Source organism: Thalassoglobus neptunius, assembly GCF_007859735.1.
In the GTDB taxonomy this organism is placed as follows: Bacteria; Planctomycetota; Planctomycetia; order Planctomycetales; family Planctomycetaceae; genus Thalassoglobus; species Thalassoglobus neptunius.
Window position 1 is genome coordinate 958,492 of sequence record NZ_SIHI01000001.1, and the last position, 13,513, is coordinate 972,004.

Annotated in this window: 12 protein-coding genes; 4 read left to right on the top strand and 8 right to left on the bottom strand. The window is 52.4% G+C overall.

Going from position 1 to position 13,513, the window contains the following annotated elements:
- Positions 1 to 17: 17 nt before the first annotated feature.
- The 5 genes from KOR42_RS03920 to gap form a co-directional block, all read right to left on the bottom strand.
- Entirely contained in the window at positions 18 to 899 is an 882-nt protein-coding gene (locus KOR42_RS03920) for a serine/threonine protein kinase (protein WP_146507302.1), read from the bottom strand.
- A 109-nt stretch (positions 900 to 1,008) separates the two neighbouring features.
- Entirely contained in the window at positions 1,009 to 1,875 is an 867-nt protein-coding gene (gene accD / locus KOR42_RS03925; RefSeq protein ID WP_315861338.1) for an acetyl-CoA carboxylase, carboxyltransferase subunit beta, read from the bottom strand.
- 139 nt (positions 1,876 to 2,014) lie between these two features.
- Entirely contained in the window at positions 2,015 to 2,599 is a 585-nt protein-coding gene (locus KOR42_RS03930) for a histidine phosphatase family protein (protein WP_197440836.1), read from the bottom strand.
- Positions 2,600 to 2,611: 12 nt separating this feature from the next.
- On the bottom strand, positions 2,612 to 3,298 hold the full coding sequence (rpe, locus tag KOR42_RS03935) for a ribulose-phosphate 3-epimerase (protein ID WP_146507304.1): 687 nt from the start codon (positions 3,296 to 3,298) through the stop codon (positions 2,612 to 2,614).
- A gap of 480 nt (positions 3,299 to 3,778) precedes the next feature.
- Positions 3,779 to 4,798 carry a type I glyceraldehyde-3-phosphate dehydrogenase gene (gap, locus tag KOR42_RS03940; RefSeq protein ID WP_146507305.1) on the bottom strand — a complete coding sequence of 340 codons (1,020 nt, stop codon included), beginning with the start codon at positions 4,796 to 4,798 and terminating at the stop codon, positions 3,779 to 3,781.
- A gap of 358 nt (positions 4,799 to 5,156) precedes the next feature.
- On the opposite strand from gap, the gene rpmI reads away from it, so the two are divergent.
- Together rpmI and rplT are read left to right on the top strand one after the other, a co-directional pair.
- On the top strand, positions 5,157 to 5,360 hold the full coding sequence (gene rpmI / locus KOR42_RS03945; RefSeq protein WP_145195813.1) for a 50S ribosomal protein L35: 204 nt from the start codon (positions 5,157 to 5,159) through the stop codon (positions 5,358 to 5,360).
- A 415-nt stretch (positions 5,361 to 5,775) separates the two neighbouring features.
- Positions 5,776 to 6,156: a 50S ribosomal protein L20 gene (rplT, locus tag KOR42_RS03950; RefSeq protein WP_146507306.1), complete on the top strand. Its 381-nt coding sequence runs from the start codon at positions 5,776 to 5,778 to the stop codon at positions 6,154 to 6,156.
- 266 nt (positions 6,157 to 6,422) lie between these two features.
- Here the strand turns inward: rplT and KOR42_RS03955 are convergent, their stop codons facing one another.
- Positions 6,423 to 7,811 (bottom strand): outer membrane beta-barrel protein, encoded by a 1,389-nt coding sequence (locus tag KOR42_RS03955; RefSeq protein ID WP_146507307.1) that lies wholly within the window; start codon positions 7,809 to 7,811, stop codon positions 6,423 to 6,425.
- Positions 7,812 to 8,192: 381 nt separating this feature from the next.
- Here KOR42_RS03955 and KOR42_RS03960 point away from each other — a divergent pair, with 381 nt between their 5' ends.
- Entirely contained in the window at positions 8,193 to 9,797 is a 1,605-nt protein-coding gene (locus KOR42_RS03960; protein WP_146507308.1) for a multiheme c-type cytochrome, read from the top strand.
- Between the two features lie 171 nt (positions 9,798 to 9,968).
- Here KOR42_RS03960 and KOR42_RS03965 read toward each other — a convergent pair whose 3' ends face one another.
- Complete coding sequence (locus tag KOR42_RS03965) at positions 9,969 to 10,859, bottom strand: phosphatidate cytidylyltransferase (protein WP_146507309.1); 891 nt, start codon at positions 10,857 to 10,859, stop codon at positions 9,969 to 9,971.
- Positions 10,860 to 11,255: 396 nt separating this feature from the next.
- Between KOR42_RS03965 and KOR42_RS03970 the strand changes: the two genes are divergently transcribed.
- Positions 11,256 to 12,530 carry a glycosyltransferase family 4 protein gene (locus KOR42_RS03970; RefSeq protein WP_146507310.1) on the top strand — a complete coding sequence of 425 codons (1,275 nt, stop codon included), beginning with the start codon at positions 11,256 to 11,258 and terminating at the stop codon, positions 12,528 to 12,530.
- Here the strand turns inward: KOR42_RS03970 and KOR42_RS03975 are convergent.
- Complete coding sequence (locus KOR42_RS03975; RefSeq protein ID WP_197440837.1) at positions 12,486 to 13,499, bottom strand: alpha/beta hydrolase family protein; 1,014 nt, start codon at positions 13,497 to 13,499, stop codon at positions 12,486 to 12,488. The two genes, KOR42_RS03970 and KOR42_RS03975, sit on opposite strands and share 45 nt — an antisense overlap.
- Positions 13,500 to 13,513 lie beyond the last annotated feature (14 nt).

The window sequence follows — 13,513 nt, forward strand, 5'->3', positions numbered from 1 at the left end:
GAACCGATCACTCGTCCTTACACATCGGGATAGAGTCGTTCGCCCGCAGCCCGGAACTCATTGATCATTCGTCGCATTGTTCGCCAACGGTCGTCCGGATTTCTCTCGAGCCCTTGCATAATTGTGTTCGCAATCTGTTCGTCGAGGTCAGGGCGAAGCTTGAGAATGTCTTTCGGAGGTTGATTCACATGCTGAAGAACTGCTTCCAATGAATCCGCAGCCGGCCACGGAAGCTCACCGGTGAACATTTCGAAACAGGTGACCGAATAGGAATAGATGTCGATTCTCTCGTCCGTTGGCTGTCGAGTAATCAACTCAGGTGCCATGTAGTTGGCAGTTCCGGTCCGGTTGCCCGGTTTTCGGAAATCGGGAGTATTGGGAACCATCAACCCGAAATCGATCACTTTGACCAGTTCGTCGTTGGTGACCATGATATTTCGCGGGCAAAGATCACGATGAATCCATTCGTTGGAATGGAGGTAATTCATCGCTTCACCAAGTTGAATCGCGTACCAGATGCAATTCTCACGCATCCGCTCGTTCTGCACTTCCACGAGGTAGCTGAGACTCACCCCTTCGATGAATTCCATGACGAGGTATTCCTCGTCATCGGTTGTGATCCCATGAAGATGAGTTTTCACGATATTGGGATGATTGAGAAGTACAGCGATCTGCCCTTCAGTCGGACGAGCAAGTCCCTGAAATCGTTGATTGAGCCTCACAAGTTTCGCTTTGTCCAACACCTTGACGGCGACGAGACTCTGGCTCGCTGGATCGGTTGCTTTCCAGACTTTGGACATGCTCCCCTGACCAACTCGATTGTGAAGCTGGTAGGCTTTCTGCACGTTGACTTTGTGAACCTTCTCCTGCTTCTTGAAGAGTCGCTTGAGGAAACTCATAGCATTCCGATCATCATTGGAAATGGTTTGATCTGATTCTTCGGACGACAAATCTCAACGATCGATGGCCCCGCCCAGAACTCACAGGGAAGCTTCTCGTTCGCTCATCTCAAGTGCAATAGTCCACAATACGAACGATTTCGCTGCGAAGTTCCGTTCTTGGAACAATCGTATCGATAAACCCGTGCTTCAAAAGAAATTCGCTCGTCTGAAAACCTTCCGGAAGTTCCGAACTCACAGTGGCTTTCACGACACGTGGTCCAGCGAACCCAATCAACGCTTCCGGTTCTGCGATGATCACATCGCCCAACGAAGCGAAACTGGCTGCAACGCCACCCATTGTCGGATCTGTCAACACGGAGATATAGAGTCCGCCTGCGTCATGGAACCGCCCAAGGGCTGCTGACACCTTTCCCATTTGCATCAGCGACAGAATCCCTTCGTGCATCCGTGCCCCGCCGCCTGATCCACTGACAATGATCAGCGGAAGTTTTTGACGGGTTGCCTCTTCAGTCGCGCGCGTCAACTTTTCGCCGACAACGGAACCCATGCTTCCCATGATGAATGCGGAATCGGTCAGACCGAAGACAACCGGACGACCTCGCATATACCCTTTCCCGACCACACATGCTTCGTCGAGACCGGTCTTCTTCTGCTCAGCAATGAGCCTTGTTTTGTAAGGTTTCTGGTCGTGAAAATTCAGTGGATCGACCGAACGAAGCTCCGTGTACCATTCTTCGAAGCTGTCGTCGTCGAAGAGCTGCTGAATACGAACCCGGGCTGGGACGTAAAAGTGGTGCGAGCACTCCGGACACAGGCGAAGGTTTTTCTCGACTTGTTTGCGAAAGATCGTCGCGGAACATTTTGGGCAGCGAAGCCACAATCCCTCGGGGACACCACGTTTTCGGCGAGGGGTCGAAGATTCATCATTCATAGACGGTGTCGCCGGACGTGCGATTTCGGGGCCAGTACTCATATGCAGAACATCTCACTGTCGTCATCGAGCAAGTTGTCAAAGTGAACACTTGCTTGAGAGCGAAGGGAATGCGGATCGTTTTATACGGTCGAAGGACAAGACGTGCATATCTTGTGGAAATCGCTCGGACTTGTCGAGCCTACTTCGCCGAAGTGTTATGGCTGACAGCAGTTGGAGAATCGATTTGCTGGCAGCAAGCAGACTGGCGCTGCTTCCCGAAGGAGTCTTTTAAATCGGGCGACTCCCCTCGAATTTGACACTCGATCAACGATGCAAGTGGCTCCGAAGCAACAATGGCGATAACGCCTCCCTTTTTCACCGGCTTGCGCAACGCCTCTTGAATTCTCTCACACGCATACTCGCCCGCTTCTCCTTGCGGAGGACAGACTGACCCGGGTGCTTCCCGCCATTGTTTGAAAACACGTGGCTGCTTCGCACGGATTTCTTCCAGGCAGAGCCCTTGCCACAACCCGAGATCGACATTGCTCAACTGATCGAGAACCTTCAACGGGAGATCAAGTTGGCGGCTGATTCGACGGGCTGTCGACAATGCTGGTTCGTTCGGGCCACAATAAATTCGGTCGATCCCCGCAAGCTGAACCTGCTCAATCAGTGCGTCAACCTGACTGATGCCACGCTCAGTGAGAGGCAAATTCAAAGTACCCTGAAGCCGATCCTGGACATCGTAGTCCGTTTCTCCCGGCCGAATCAGGAAGATAGCCATGTTCATCCTTTATTAAGTGGAAGGCGAGAACGACTGAGCAGTCTCAGTCATCTCGCGAATCGCGTCAGCGTAACTCGACTGATCGAAAATCGAACTGCCAGCCACGTAGACATCGACTTGATGCGGAGCGACCAATGGAATGGTTTGAGGACCAATCCCTCCATCGATTGAAACAATCGCTGTCTCGCCAAAAACTTCTCGCACTTCTGCGACTCGTTCGACGGACTCTGGAATGAAGGATTGTCCGCCGAAACCTGGTTCGACACTCATCACAAGGACAATGTCGACCAACCCCTTCAACGATGAAATTGCAGACACTGGCGTTTTCGGGTTCAACGAAATCCCCGCCAGGCTTCCTGCTTCGCGAATCCGTTTCAAAATTTCTCTTGGGTCTGGAACCGCTTCAATATGTACGGTGATCCAGTCGCATCCTGCTTTCACATATTCATCGAGGTACTTTTCCGGATCGGAAATCATCAGATGAGCATCGAGAACCAATTCCGTGCGTTCCCGAACTCGCTGGATGACCATCGGTCCATACGACAAATTTGGAACGAAGTGACCGTCCATGACGTCCAAATGAAGAAGGCTCGCTCCGGCTTCTTCCAACCGGACGATTTCACTCTCCATATTTCCGAAGTCGCACTTCAACATCGATGGAGCAACGACTGGAAATTTTGAGTTCAATTGGCGCGTCATAGAAAGCAAATTCCTGCTATGTTTTCATTCAAAGGAATTCTCTACATCGATCGGCGGGTCGTCTAGTCAAATCACTCCAGGGCCGAGTCGGATGGCGGAACTCCGGAAATCCCAGAGCAGTTTGTGATTCCGTCCACACTTCAGGGTCGTTTTATTCGAAAAACTGCCGATTGCTTGGTCCGGACAGTTGGTGCAAACTGATTCGAGCGTTTTCAATGGTTTTGCTGCCCGCGAAAATCGACTTCACTCAGTCAAAACCCTGATTCTCGCGAGGCGGATCATTCAGACGATTTTAGGAGGATTTCTGAATGTTCAATTCTAGAGCGTCTTGAAGGCCATTTCCAAACATCACTCGAATTGATTGGTGGCCTTCGAAACCGCACAATTTTTGAGTCTTCCCGCCACTTCAAAAACACCATCAGCCGTGACTGAAGGTTTTCGTCACGGCTGATGGCTCAAAAAACAGAGACCTTCGGGAAATTACATTGAAGCAAGTTTCGCGATGAGGTCTGCAGTTCGGCTTGAGTATCCGAACTCGTTATCGTACCAACTGAGGATTTTCACAAGGTTTCCGCCGATCACCTGTGTCCAGCTTGCATCGAAGACACTGCTGTGTGGGTTCCCGATCACGTCCGAAGAGACAATTGGATCTTCAGTGTACTCGAGGATGCCTTTCAATGGGCCAGTTGCAGCTTCCTTGACAGCTGCGTTCACTTCTTCTGGTGTGGTGTCTTTTCCGAGGACAGCCACGAGATCTGTCACACTTCCGGTCGGAACTGGAACTCGCAGTGAGATTCCGGTCAGCTTGCCGTTCAATTCTGGCAACACTTGACCAACAGCTTTCGCTGCTCCGGTCGAAGTTGGGATAATATTGATCGCGGCAGCGCGAGCACGACGAATGTCGCTGTGAATCTGATCCGAAACACGTTGGTCATTGGTATAGGCGTGACAGGTTGTCATCAAGCCTTTTTCCAATCCGAATTTTTCGTTCAGGATCATTGCGACAGGTGCGAGACAGTTGGTTGTGCAACTCGCGTTGGAAACTGTCTTGTGCTCAGAATTGATCTGGCTGTCGTTAACACCCATGACGCAAGTGAAGTCAGGAGCGTCTTTCGCAGGTGCGGAAATGACGACTTTCTTGGCCCCTGCTTCGAGGTGGCTGTCGTAGCCGGGTTTTCCGTCTTTGGCTCGGGAAGTGAAAATTCCTGTTGATTCCAGAGCAACCTGAACGCCCATTTCACCCCAAGGGAGGTCAGCAGGGTTTCGCTCAGCGATGACTTTAATTTTCTGATCATTGACGATCAGAGTGTCGCCTTCGACGTCGACTGTTCCAGGAAAACGACCTTGAACACTGTCGTACTTCAAAAGCATTGCCAACATCTTGGGATCGCTCAAATCGTTGATCCCAACAACTTCGAATTCGTCAGAGCGTGCCATCATCGCACGAAGAGAGATACGCCCGATTCGACCAAACCCGTTAATTCCTACTTTCACTGCCACGTTTTTGACTCCAATACAAAGTTCAGTTTCGAACGCTCTCTTTCACATGAAAGATCTGCGGGACCGTCCGGGTCCAGGATCTTTTCCCTTCCCACGTCGTTGGGTCGAATTGTAACTCCCTCCCAATCACCCCTCAACTTACTCGACGCCATCTGTCAACCCGATATCAAGAATGAGAAGCGGGGCAACGTATCAACTTACGCCTGCGCGACTTGCGTCCTAAACACCCGATTTTCTCCACTCAAATTGAAAGGGCCCGGAAACTTCTCGAAAAATGTTCTCGAGTTGACTGGAATTCTGAACATGTTTTCATCTAAACTCTTCGTTTCGATTTTTGCGAAAACGTCACGGTGAGATTATGCCTAAAGCGAAGACACACAAAGGGATTGCCAAACGGTTCAAAGTAACCGGGTCGGGCAAAAAGGCGAAGCATCGCAGCGCAAATCGCGGTCACATTCTCGGTAAGAAATCGGGAAAGCGAAAGCGACACTTGCGAAACGGGGGAATTGTAGATGGCGCGAACGCCAGAATGATTGTCGAAGCAGTGCGACCCAGCCTGTAAAACGATCGTATCTACGTGTCTCGACACGTTCTGTAATTTTCCAAATTGGCCGTGCCCGCAGCAACCTTGGCTTTCAAGACGCTGCAACAGTTTCAACAAGAGTCCGCCTTTAACACGGCGATTCTTCTTTCTTGATTATTTCTCAACTGGCAACTCAATGGAGTTCCCCAGCCTTGATCAAGCAAGCGATCCCGCCAAGTGACGGGCTCTGTTGATCCAGATTCAGCGAAATTCCGAGCAGTCCGCTGTCAGCGTCTGCATCGATCACCTCGCGAGAGCCTGTTTTCAGGTGCGGCTTCCAACTATTGTTTCAACCATCACTTCAAAGAGGACCTGCTTCGGCAGATCCGTTGAACGAGAAGTGATTTCGGTACAGGCAGTATTGAGATACTGCAGTTCAATGAGGTGAGCGAAAATGCGAGTCAGCTACGGAAAAGCACGTCGACGCAAAAAGAAGCGTCTTTTTAAAGAAGCCCGCGGAAATTTCGGGGGTCGGAGTAAACTTTGGCGAACAGTGCAGGAAACCGTTCTGCGGTCTCGTGCCTACGCTTACCGTGACCGACGAGTCCGTAAACGCGATTTCCGCGCCCTGTGGATTACTCGAATCACAGCTGCTGTCTCAGCACGTGGACTTCGATACTCCCAGTTCATCTACGGTCTGAAGCTCGCACAGATTGAACTGAACCGTAAAATGCTGAGCGAAATCGCGATTCACGACCCAGAGGTCTTCGACGAAATCGTTTCAGTTGTGAAAGAAGCCATCGAAAAGCAAACCAGCGCAGCTGCTGCAGGCTGAGGACTTTTCGAGTCGCCACTTCCGGAATTCGCATGAGCCGACAAGATCGCTTCTGCAAAACCTGATTCCCGAGAAGTGAATAAGAGAGACATCTCTGATTGGCACCACGACATTTGAAAGACCACGAACAGAAATGTTCGTGGTCTTTCTTTTTTAGGCAATCTGCAATTGAGTTCACTGATCGAATTCATTCAACGCAAAAAACCCTCGTCAACCAGACACGGCTGACGAGGGCTTCTGCATTCCTCAGGATGACGTTTGCCAGACTAGAAGGTCAGGATCGCATCGACACCGAAGATTCCTTTTCCTGCGTTCTCGATTCCTGCGTTGTCATTACCTGGATCCCACTGGTAGCGGAGTTCAGGACGAACAACGAGGTTCGGAGTTGGTCGGTAGTTCACACCACCGGTCAGAGCGTAAACGCTGGCTCCGTTTGACTTCCACCATTCTGCACGACCACCGACACCGAAGCATTCGTTGACGGAGTAGAGCAGGTATTGGTTGAGGCCAATTGTTTCGTTACCGTCTTCGAACCCGATCAGGTTGTCGTTGGCGTCGGTAACGCGGTTATCAGAGTTCAGCAGGTCAGACTGGATGACCCAGTTCAACTTGTCAGACAGAGCAACGTCGACAACGATCGACTGTGAGTATCCATCGCCGATCCATCCGAAGTCACCAGCGGTGATGATGTGGGTGAACGAGATGTTATCCCCAATTCCGAACGAGTATCCGCCGAGGAAGCTGTTTCCCTTTTTGCCGAACTGATCGAACTGGTTGAAACCGGTATCCCATCCAAGTGTCCATCCCCCGTAGAGGGTGACATTGTCGGAAGCACTGTATGTGGCCAATGCACCGGTGTGAGTAAACGCTTCACTGTTGTACATGGTGAAAGCGTGTGAGAAGAAGAAGTTGTCGGGAGCAGTCACCACTTCGTACCCGAGGAGGGTGTAGAAGTGACCAGCTTTGATCGACCAGTCTCCGAATGCAACTTCCCCGTACAACTGTGGAATGGCGAAGCCGAATTGACCGTGGTCGAATCCGTTTTCGTAGTCCCAGTTTCCTGGCTCGTTACCGAAAGCTTGTGTGTCGTTAGCATCCAGACCGTACATGAAGTCTCCGCGGAAACCCCAGTCAAATCCGTTGCTGCCGTCGGCAACTTTTTCGGCGTACAACCATGCCTGGTGTGTCGCCCATTTGTTTGGACGAGTGTTGAACAGGCCAGTTGAGCGGCTGGTGTAACCAGACTGCAACCATCCACCAATATCGATTGGGGAGCACTCACCACAAAGGGTCGTGCCCAGATCGAAACCGCAACCTTCCCACAGGTAGCAGCTTGAGCAGCTGTCACAGCCACCGCTGGCATCACAGCTATCGCTACAGAAGTTAAAGCAGTCGAGTCCACCGAACAGGTTGAAACACCCGCCGAGACCACATCCAGGTTCGCAGACACTGTCGCATCCCAGGCCATCGCACGGATCTGCGTCACACAAAGGTGCGCATTCGTGGTTGATCTGTTGAACCAGTCCTCCTTGCTGTGCGCCGAGAATAGAATCGGCTCGTTGCACAAATTGGTTCTCCTGTGCACTTGCGCTCGTCGCAAGTCCACAGGCGGCTGTCAATGTCAACAGCCATCGTGTTGTGTTGACTTTCCTCATCGTCGGTTACTCCTAGTCACCTGTTGGAATTCGCGAGCACACGAATTCCGGTTTGCAGACAGTCGTTTCGTTCCTGGTCAAGATTCCCGGAAGGAGACTCCTTTTGTGACCGACAGCAACAACTGCCATCACTCACCTCCTGAGAATATTGAGCGCATCCAAAGGAACCACTCTAGCTCGTGAAATCGGTAATCACCGCACGATGAAATCGCTCTTTCATGAGAGCGCGATTCAAGCGTTGTAATCCGCAAAGTTTCACGTCTGGAGCCCCCGACACCCTTCCAATCCGGCTCTCAGACGCGAAAATGGCAGAGAATCGGCGGATACCGCCTCCTCAGCCCTCAGGTTGGGTCTGTAATTCCACCATTTCACGGAGTGAAGATGTTTACGGTGAAAGGGATTTTCTGCCCAGTGAACGCCAAGATTGTTATATCCTGCATAATCGGACCTCTGACCTGTCTGGCCCTCACCGGATGTCGGCCGAAACCGCAGGACGGTAAGGATTTAAACAACCCGGAAACTTCCGAGACCCATCAATCAACTCCACTCTTTGAAGGGTGGGAGAACCCATCAGCGGTCTTTGTTTTTTCCGGTGATGAATCGGGCTATCTCGAACCCTGTGGATGCTCCGAACGCCAGTCCGGTGGATTCGCTCGCAGGGCCGATTTGATTCGCCAAATCGAGGACGAACGCAGCTGGCCTGTGACCGCCTTTGATGTCGGAGGAATTCTCGATCTCGATCGGATCACCTATCCGCAATCGAAGATCAAATTCTTGAGAATGCTCGATGGCTTCAATCGCATGGGCTATCAGGGTCTGGCCCTTGGTCGAGAAGAACTCCTCCTCGGTCCGGCCGCGATCTTCGAAGCTCACACTCAGCTGACGAGCAACGAAGACTTTGATGTTCCGTTCATGGCGAGCAATGTCACGTTCTACGGAACCAAAGATCTCGGGACTCCGATCAGTTCGCGAATTGTCGAGGTTGGCAACAAACGAATCGGAGTGATTGCCATCGTCGGAGAGACGACTCGCAAGAAGCTCGATGAAACAGGTGTAACTCGTGACGAGAACGAACTGAAGATTGACGCCGTTGACGAATCACTTCGCGCAGCTCTGGATGGATTGAAGGAAGAGCAACCGAATTTGATCATCCTGCTGTCCCATTCTGAAATCGATGAGTCGATTCGCATTGCCGAGCAGTTTCCCGAAATTCCGATCATCGTCACTGCAGGCGGTGCAGAAGATCCTCGACTCGAACCGACCATGGTGGGCGAAACGATGGTTGTGGAAGTCGGTCGTAAAGGCAAAAACGTGGCTGTCGTAGCTCTCATGGGCGACGGAAACTTGAAGCATGAAATCGTCGAACTCGATATGGATCGATTCGACCTCGATCCGCGAATGACCGAGTTGATGCGTGATTATCAAAACGATCTCGAAGCAGCTTACGATCAACTCATCAGCGACGATCTGGCGGTCAGCCATTCCCGGTCTTCCACATTTATGGGAGCGGAAACGTGCAAAGAGTGCCATAAAGGAGCCTATGAAGTCTGGAACAAGTCTCGCCATTCTCACGCACTCGACAGTCTTGTGGAGGGGCGGGAGAGTTATGGTGATGCCTGGGTGAGCCGAATCCACGATCCCGAGTGCCTGACGTGTCACACGACAGGCTGGGACCAGCAAGCGGCGCTACGTTTTCGTTCAGGGTTTGCAAGCTTAGAGAAGACTCCGCATCTTGCCGGGAATCAGTGCGAAAACTGTCACGGACCCGCTTCAGAACATGTTGAGCTGGAGAAGTCGATTCTCGCTGGGGCATCGCTCACTCCTGAACTCACCGCCGATCGGAACGCATCGATGCAGGAACTCCGACTCAGCCTCGCCGAGGCGAAGAAGAATGTCTGCATCAAATGCCACGATCACGACAACAGCCCGAACTTCAACTTCGAAACTTATTGGCCGAAGGTCAATCACTCGGGGCTGCGAAATTGAGAATGACGCACCGGTCGTTCATCAAATCGATTTGCGCAAACTAGTGACTCGTTCAAGAAGAGGCGACGGAAATTAGCTGACTTGGACCTCGCAGCGAGTGTCGCACTGCTGACAGCTTGGAGATTGAGGAGGGGAAACACTTCCCCTTCCAGACTCTTCCACGACCGGCGGTCACTCCGCCCACGTTGCAAGCGGCAGGACTTTCCACAAGAGATAGGCGGCTGGACCGGCGTAGATGACGCTGTCGAGAACGTCGAGGAGACCGCCGAAACCCGGAAAGAGGGCGGCGGAATCTTTCTTTCCGGCTTCCCGCTTGAGGAAGGATTCCACCAGGTCGCCGACCAAACCGACGACACCGATGATGCACCCATAGATCACTGAGAAATACCACGGAGGTGCGGTCCAGCTTGAATCGAACAGCGGAGTGGCGAATTGGAGCCACAGCAAGCCGCAGATTCCTGCTCCAAGGAATGCTCCAACTCCTCCAGCGAGTGTCTTCCCCGGACTCAGGTGTGGTGCAAGTTTTCGTTTCCCGAAGATCTTCCCGACGGAGAATGCCCCGACATCTCCGCCTTTGGCACAGACCACAAGAGACCCCAGAACCAGATACCCGGCATCCATCCCGGCCACCCATCGGAGTTGAGTGGTGATTGCAAGAAGCACGCCGACATAGCTGACGATCAAAATCTCGGTGCCAAGTGTTTCAATGTTTCCGCCCGGGCCGCGAAATCGTGCTGCTTCCGAGGCACATAAGAGCAAGACCGCAAACGAATACACAAGCGCAATCATCTCCATGGCTGCGCTGACATCGCAATCCCCTTTCAAATGGGGGATCCAGCCAGCGAACACGATTGCAGCTGCGCAGCTGAAGATGATCGGGAGCTGAAGCCGCTTCGATCGGTCGCGGAAGAGATCGGTACACTCCCAGACACTTCGAATCGCGAGTATCTCAGACAAGATCAGAAGATACAGCCCGGAACAGCCGACGTGTGCATCGAGATAGAAGACAAAAACCAGGAGCGGGATGAGGACCGCTGAGACCGCGAATCGCCAAGCGAGCATAAATGGTCAAACAAGGATTAGAGGAGACATATATTCCGCACGAAACGCTGGTCAGCACCTTCAATGGGACTCATCCAGGATTGGAATCGATCTCAACTGTGGATGTCTGGAAATTCGATCTTCCATCGTGACGCAGCGCTACGACCGACAGCGGACCATTTGAGTTCACATTTTGAGCGGGTACTGAGTGTTCGCAGTATCACGTCCGCCACGACGAAACGCAACCTGTCGTAACAGGCTTTCGAAGACGTTCTCAACGAGAGGATTCACTCCGCTGTGCGAGTTGAGTACGATTTCCTCCGATCATCACCATTCCTCGCCGCAGTTGATGCGATTGCTCGTTCAGATTCGCTAATTTCTTGTCGCTGGCCTCTTTTCGAAACAAGCCTTTTCCACATGGCTGACACTTCTCGACTGAAAGTCTGCATTGTCGCAATCAACGCCTATCCGGCGATTGACGATCAGGTGCCGGGGACCTTTGGAGGCATCGAGACGCGGTCCTGGTTGATGGCTCGGGCATTGGCTCGGTTGCCGGACCTCGAAGTTTCGTTTGTCGTCAGACATTGGGCCCCGCTTCGTCAGAATGAATATGAAGGTGTGAAGCTGCACCTGATCCGTGACCGTTTATTTCAGCAGCGTGATTCGCTCTTGTCGCGACTGGAGCGAACGTCTGGATTTCCGGGCTTCAAGCTTCGTCACCCGCACTTGAGCGACGCTTTTTATCTTCCACTCCTCGCGGGCATGAAATTCCTGCGAGGCAAAAACGATCCGCTTCGGCCTTCTCAACTGTTGCAACAAATTGACTGCGATCTCTTTCTTTCGTTTGGCGTTCAAAGCCATTCTGCAACGGTGATCTCATCCGCACATTCAACAGATCGCCCTGCGGTGCTGTTTCTCGGTTCCGACAGTGATCTCGATGAACGGTACATGCCCGGCAACAACTACACGAGTGTTTATCGCGATTCCGGAGACATCTGTTATCACGTCATCCAAGAGGCGGATGAAATCCTGTGCCAAACTCCACGTCAGCGAGAACTGCTGAGTTCAAGATTTGACCGAAACGGAACAGTCATTCCGAATCCGATTGACCTCGAACAATGGGATCGACTCGCGAAGGCTCCGATTCGTGTTCCACTCGAATCAACACCTTACGCGCTTTGGGTTGGCCGCGCGGACCCGGTTCACAAACAGCCTCAACATTTGATTGAGCTGGCCAAACTCTGCCCTGAGGTTCGTTTCCTGATGATCATGAATCCTCGCGACGACGTTTGCGAAGCCCGAATTCGCGAGACAGCCGCGAGCAACGTTCAAATTGTGGATCGCGTCCCGTTCTCGGAAATGCCAGCGCTCTACAACAAGGCTTCGATGTTCATCAACACGTCCTCGCTGGAAGGATTTCCGAACACCTTTCTCCAAGCGGCAGCGAGTGCGATTCCCGTCCTGTCGTTAAATGTCGAAGGAGAATTCCTCGAACGAACACAGGCAGGATTTTGTGCGAACGGAGATCTGAACGCACTCGCAGACCACGTCCGGACTCTTTGGAGTGAGCCGCAGGACTTCTCTCAGGCAAGACGCTACGTCGAACAGCATCACAACATTGAGCAAACGACTCGACTGCTCGCTGATTCACTCCGATCCACTTACTCGAGTTGGACTTCGCGGACCTTGTGATTCCAGCCACCGGATTGCTGTCGGAACATCCCCTTCGTGACCGCCTTCGAAGACTGTCAAACGCGTGGGACCCGCAGTGCGTCGAAAGAGAACGGAATGGCTCCGAGGCTCTTGCATTCCGCGAAAGCGTTCGGCCGTCGGAACGCTTTGTTCCTGGACCATGTGACTGATCAGTGATTCTGCAACGACTTTTTCTGCAAAACCCGACTGACTCGCAACCTGATTGAAAGCATTGATGCTATGGCTGATCGGGACGCTTCCCGTGTGCCCATCATGTATCCCGACCTGAATATCAAGCGGAACATCAACCGCCGAATCCAGCCAGGATTTAGGTGATCGGTTTCGGTACTCCGAATCAATGGTCTCGGACTCGCCGGGAGAACCGCCGGTCACTGCCTCCATTTGCTTGGCATATTTCAGTCCGGCCGCTTGTGTTTCGTCATGCCAATTCGCGAGGTCCCAGATGCCCACCCATGCAGAAACACCAGCCCAATAATCAGGGTGGCGCCCAGCCATGAGCATCGAGAGATGCCCACCGCCAGAGACTCCGGTGAGATAGACGCGGTCGGGAGCAACTCCGTGTTCTTTGATCATCCAGTCAACGGCATCAATGACATCCTGGACGGCCAATTCCGATCCACACGCTTCCGGACCGGTATTCGCCCCGCGAAAATTCGGGTGAATGACCGCCCACCCGCGATCGGCACACTCTTCGGCGGCAACCTCGATATGTCCCTTCTGGCGATAGTTACCGCTCCAGGTATGAAGCAGCACCAACAGGGGAAGGCTCTTCCGGTCGGAATCCGATTCCTTCGGAAGGAACATTAAGGCGGGCTGAGTCGTCTGATCCGCTGTGCTCGGAATGCTGACCTCAACGAGATCCTGAGAAACTCCAGTCCGGCACAGCGACAGAATGACGAGCATCGCGAGAACGAAGTGCCGCGAGACCAAGCTTGATAACCGAATCATTCCTTCTCCGTTCG

Coding starts and splice junctions, on each gene's coding strand:
- KOR42_RS03920 (WP_146507302.1), bottom strand. CDS start 899: ATGAGTTTCCTCAAGCGACTCTTCAAGAAGCAGGAGAAGGTTCACAAA.
- accD (WP_315861338.1), bottom strand. CDS start 1,875: ATGAGTACTGGCCCCGAAATCGCACGTCCGGCGACACCGTCTATGAAT.
- KOR42_RS03930 (WP_197440836.1), bottom strand. CDS start 2,599: ATGGCTATCTTCCTGATTCGGCCGGGAGAAACGGACTACGATGTCCAG.
- rpe (WP_146507304.1), bottom strand. CDS start 3,298: ATGACGCGCCAATTGAACTCAAAATTTCCAGTCGTTGCTCCATCGATG.
- rpmI (WP_145195813.1), top strand. CDS start 5,157: ATGCCTAAAGCGAAGACACACAAAGGGATTGCCAAACGGTTCAAAGTA.
- rplT (WP_146507306.1), top strand. CDS start 5,776: ATGCGAGTCAGCTACGGAAAAGCACGTCGACGCAAAAAGAAGCGTCTT.
- KOR42_RS03955 (WP_146507307.1), bottom strand. CDS start 7,811: ATGAGGAAAGTCAACACAACACGATGGCTGTTGACATTGACAGCCGCC.
- KOR42_RS03960 (WP_146507308.1), top strand. CDS start 8,193: ATGTTTACGGTGAAAGGGATTTTCTGCCCAGTGAACGCCAAGATTGTT.
- KOR42_RS03965 (WP_146507309.1), bottom strand. CDS start 10,859: ATGCTCGCTTGGCGATTCGCGGTCTCAGCGGTCCTCATCCCGCTCCTG.
- KOR42_RS03970 (WP_146507310.1), top strand. CDS start 11,256: ATGGCTGACACTTCTCGACTGAAAGTCTGCATTGTCGCAATCAACGCC.
- KOR42_RS03975 (WP_197440837.1), bottom strand. CDS start 13,499: ATGATTCGGTTATCAAGCTTGGTCTCGCGGCACTTCGTTCTCGCGATG.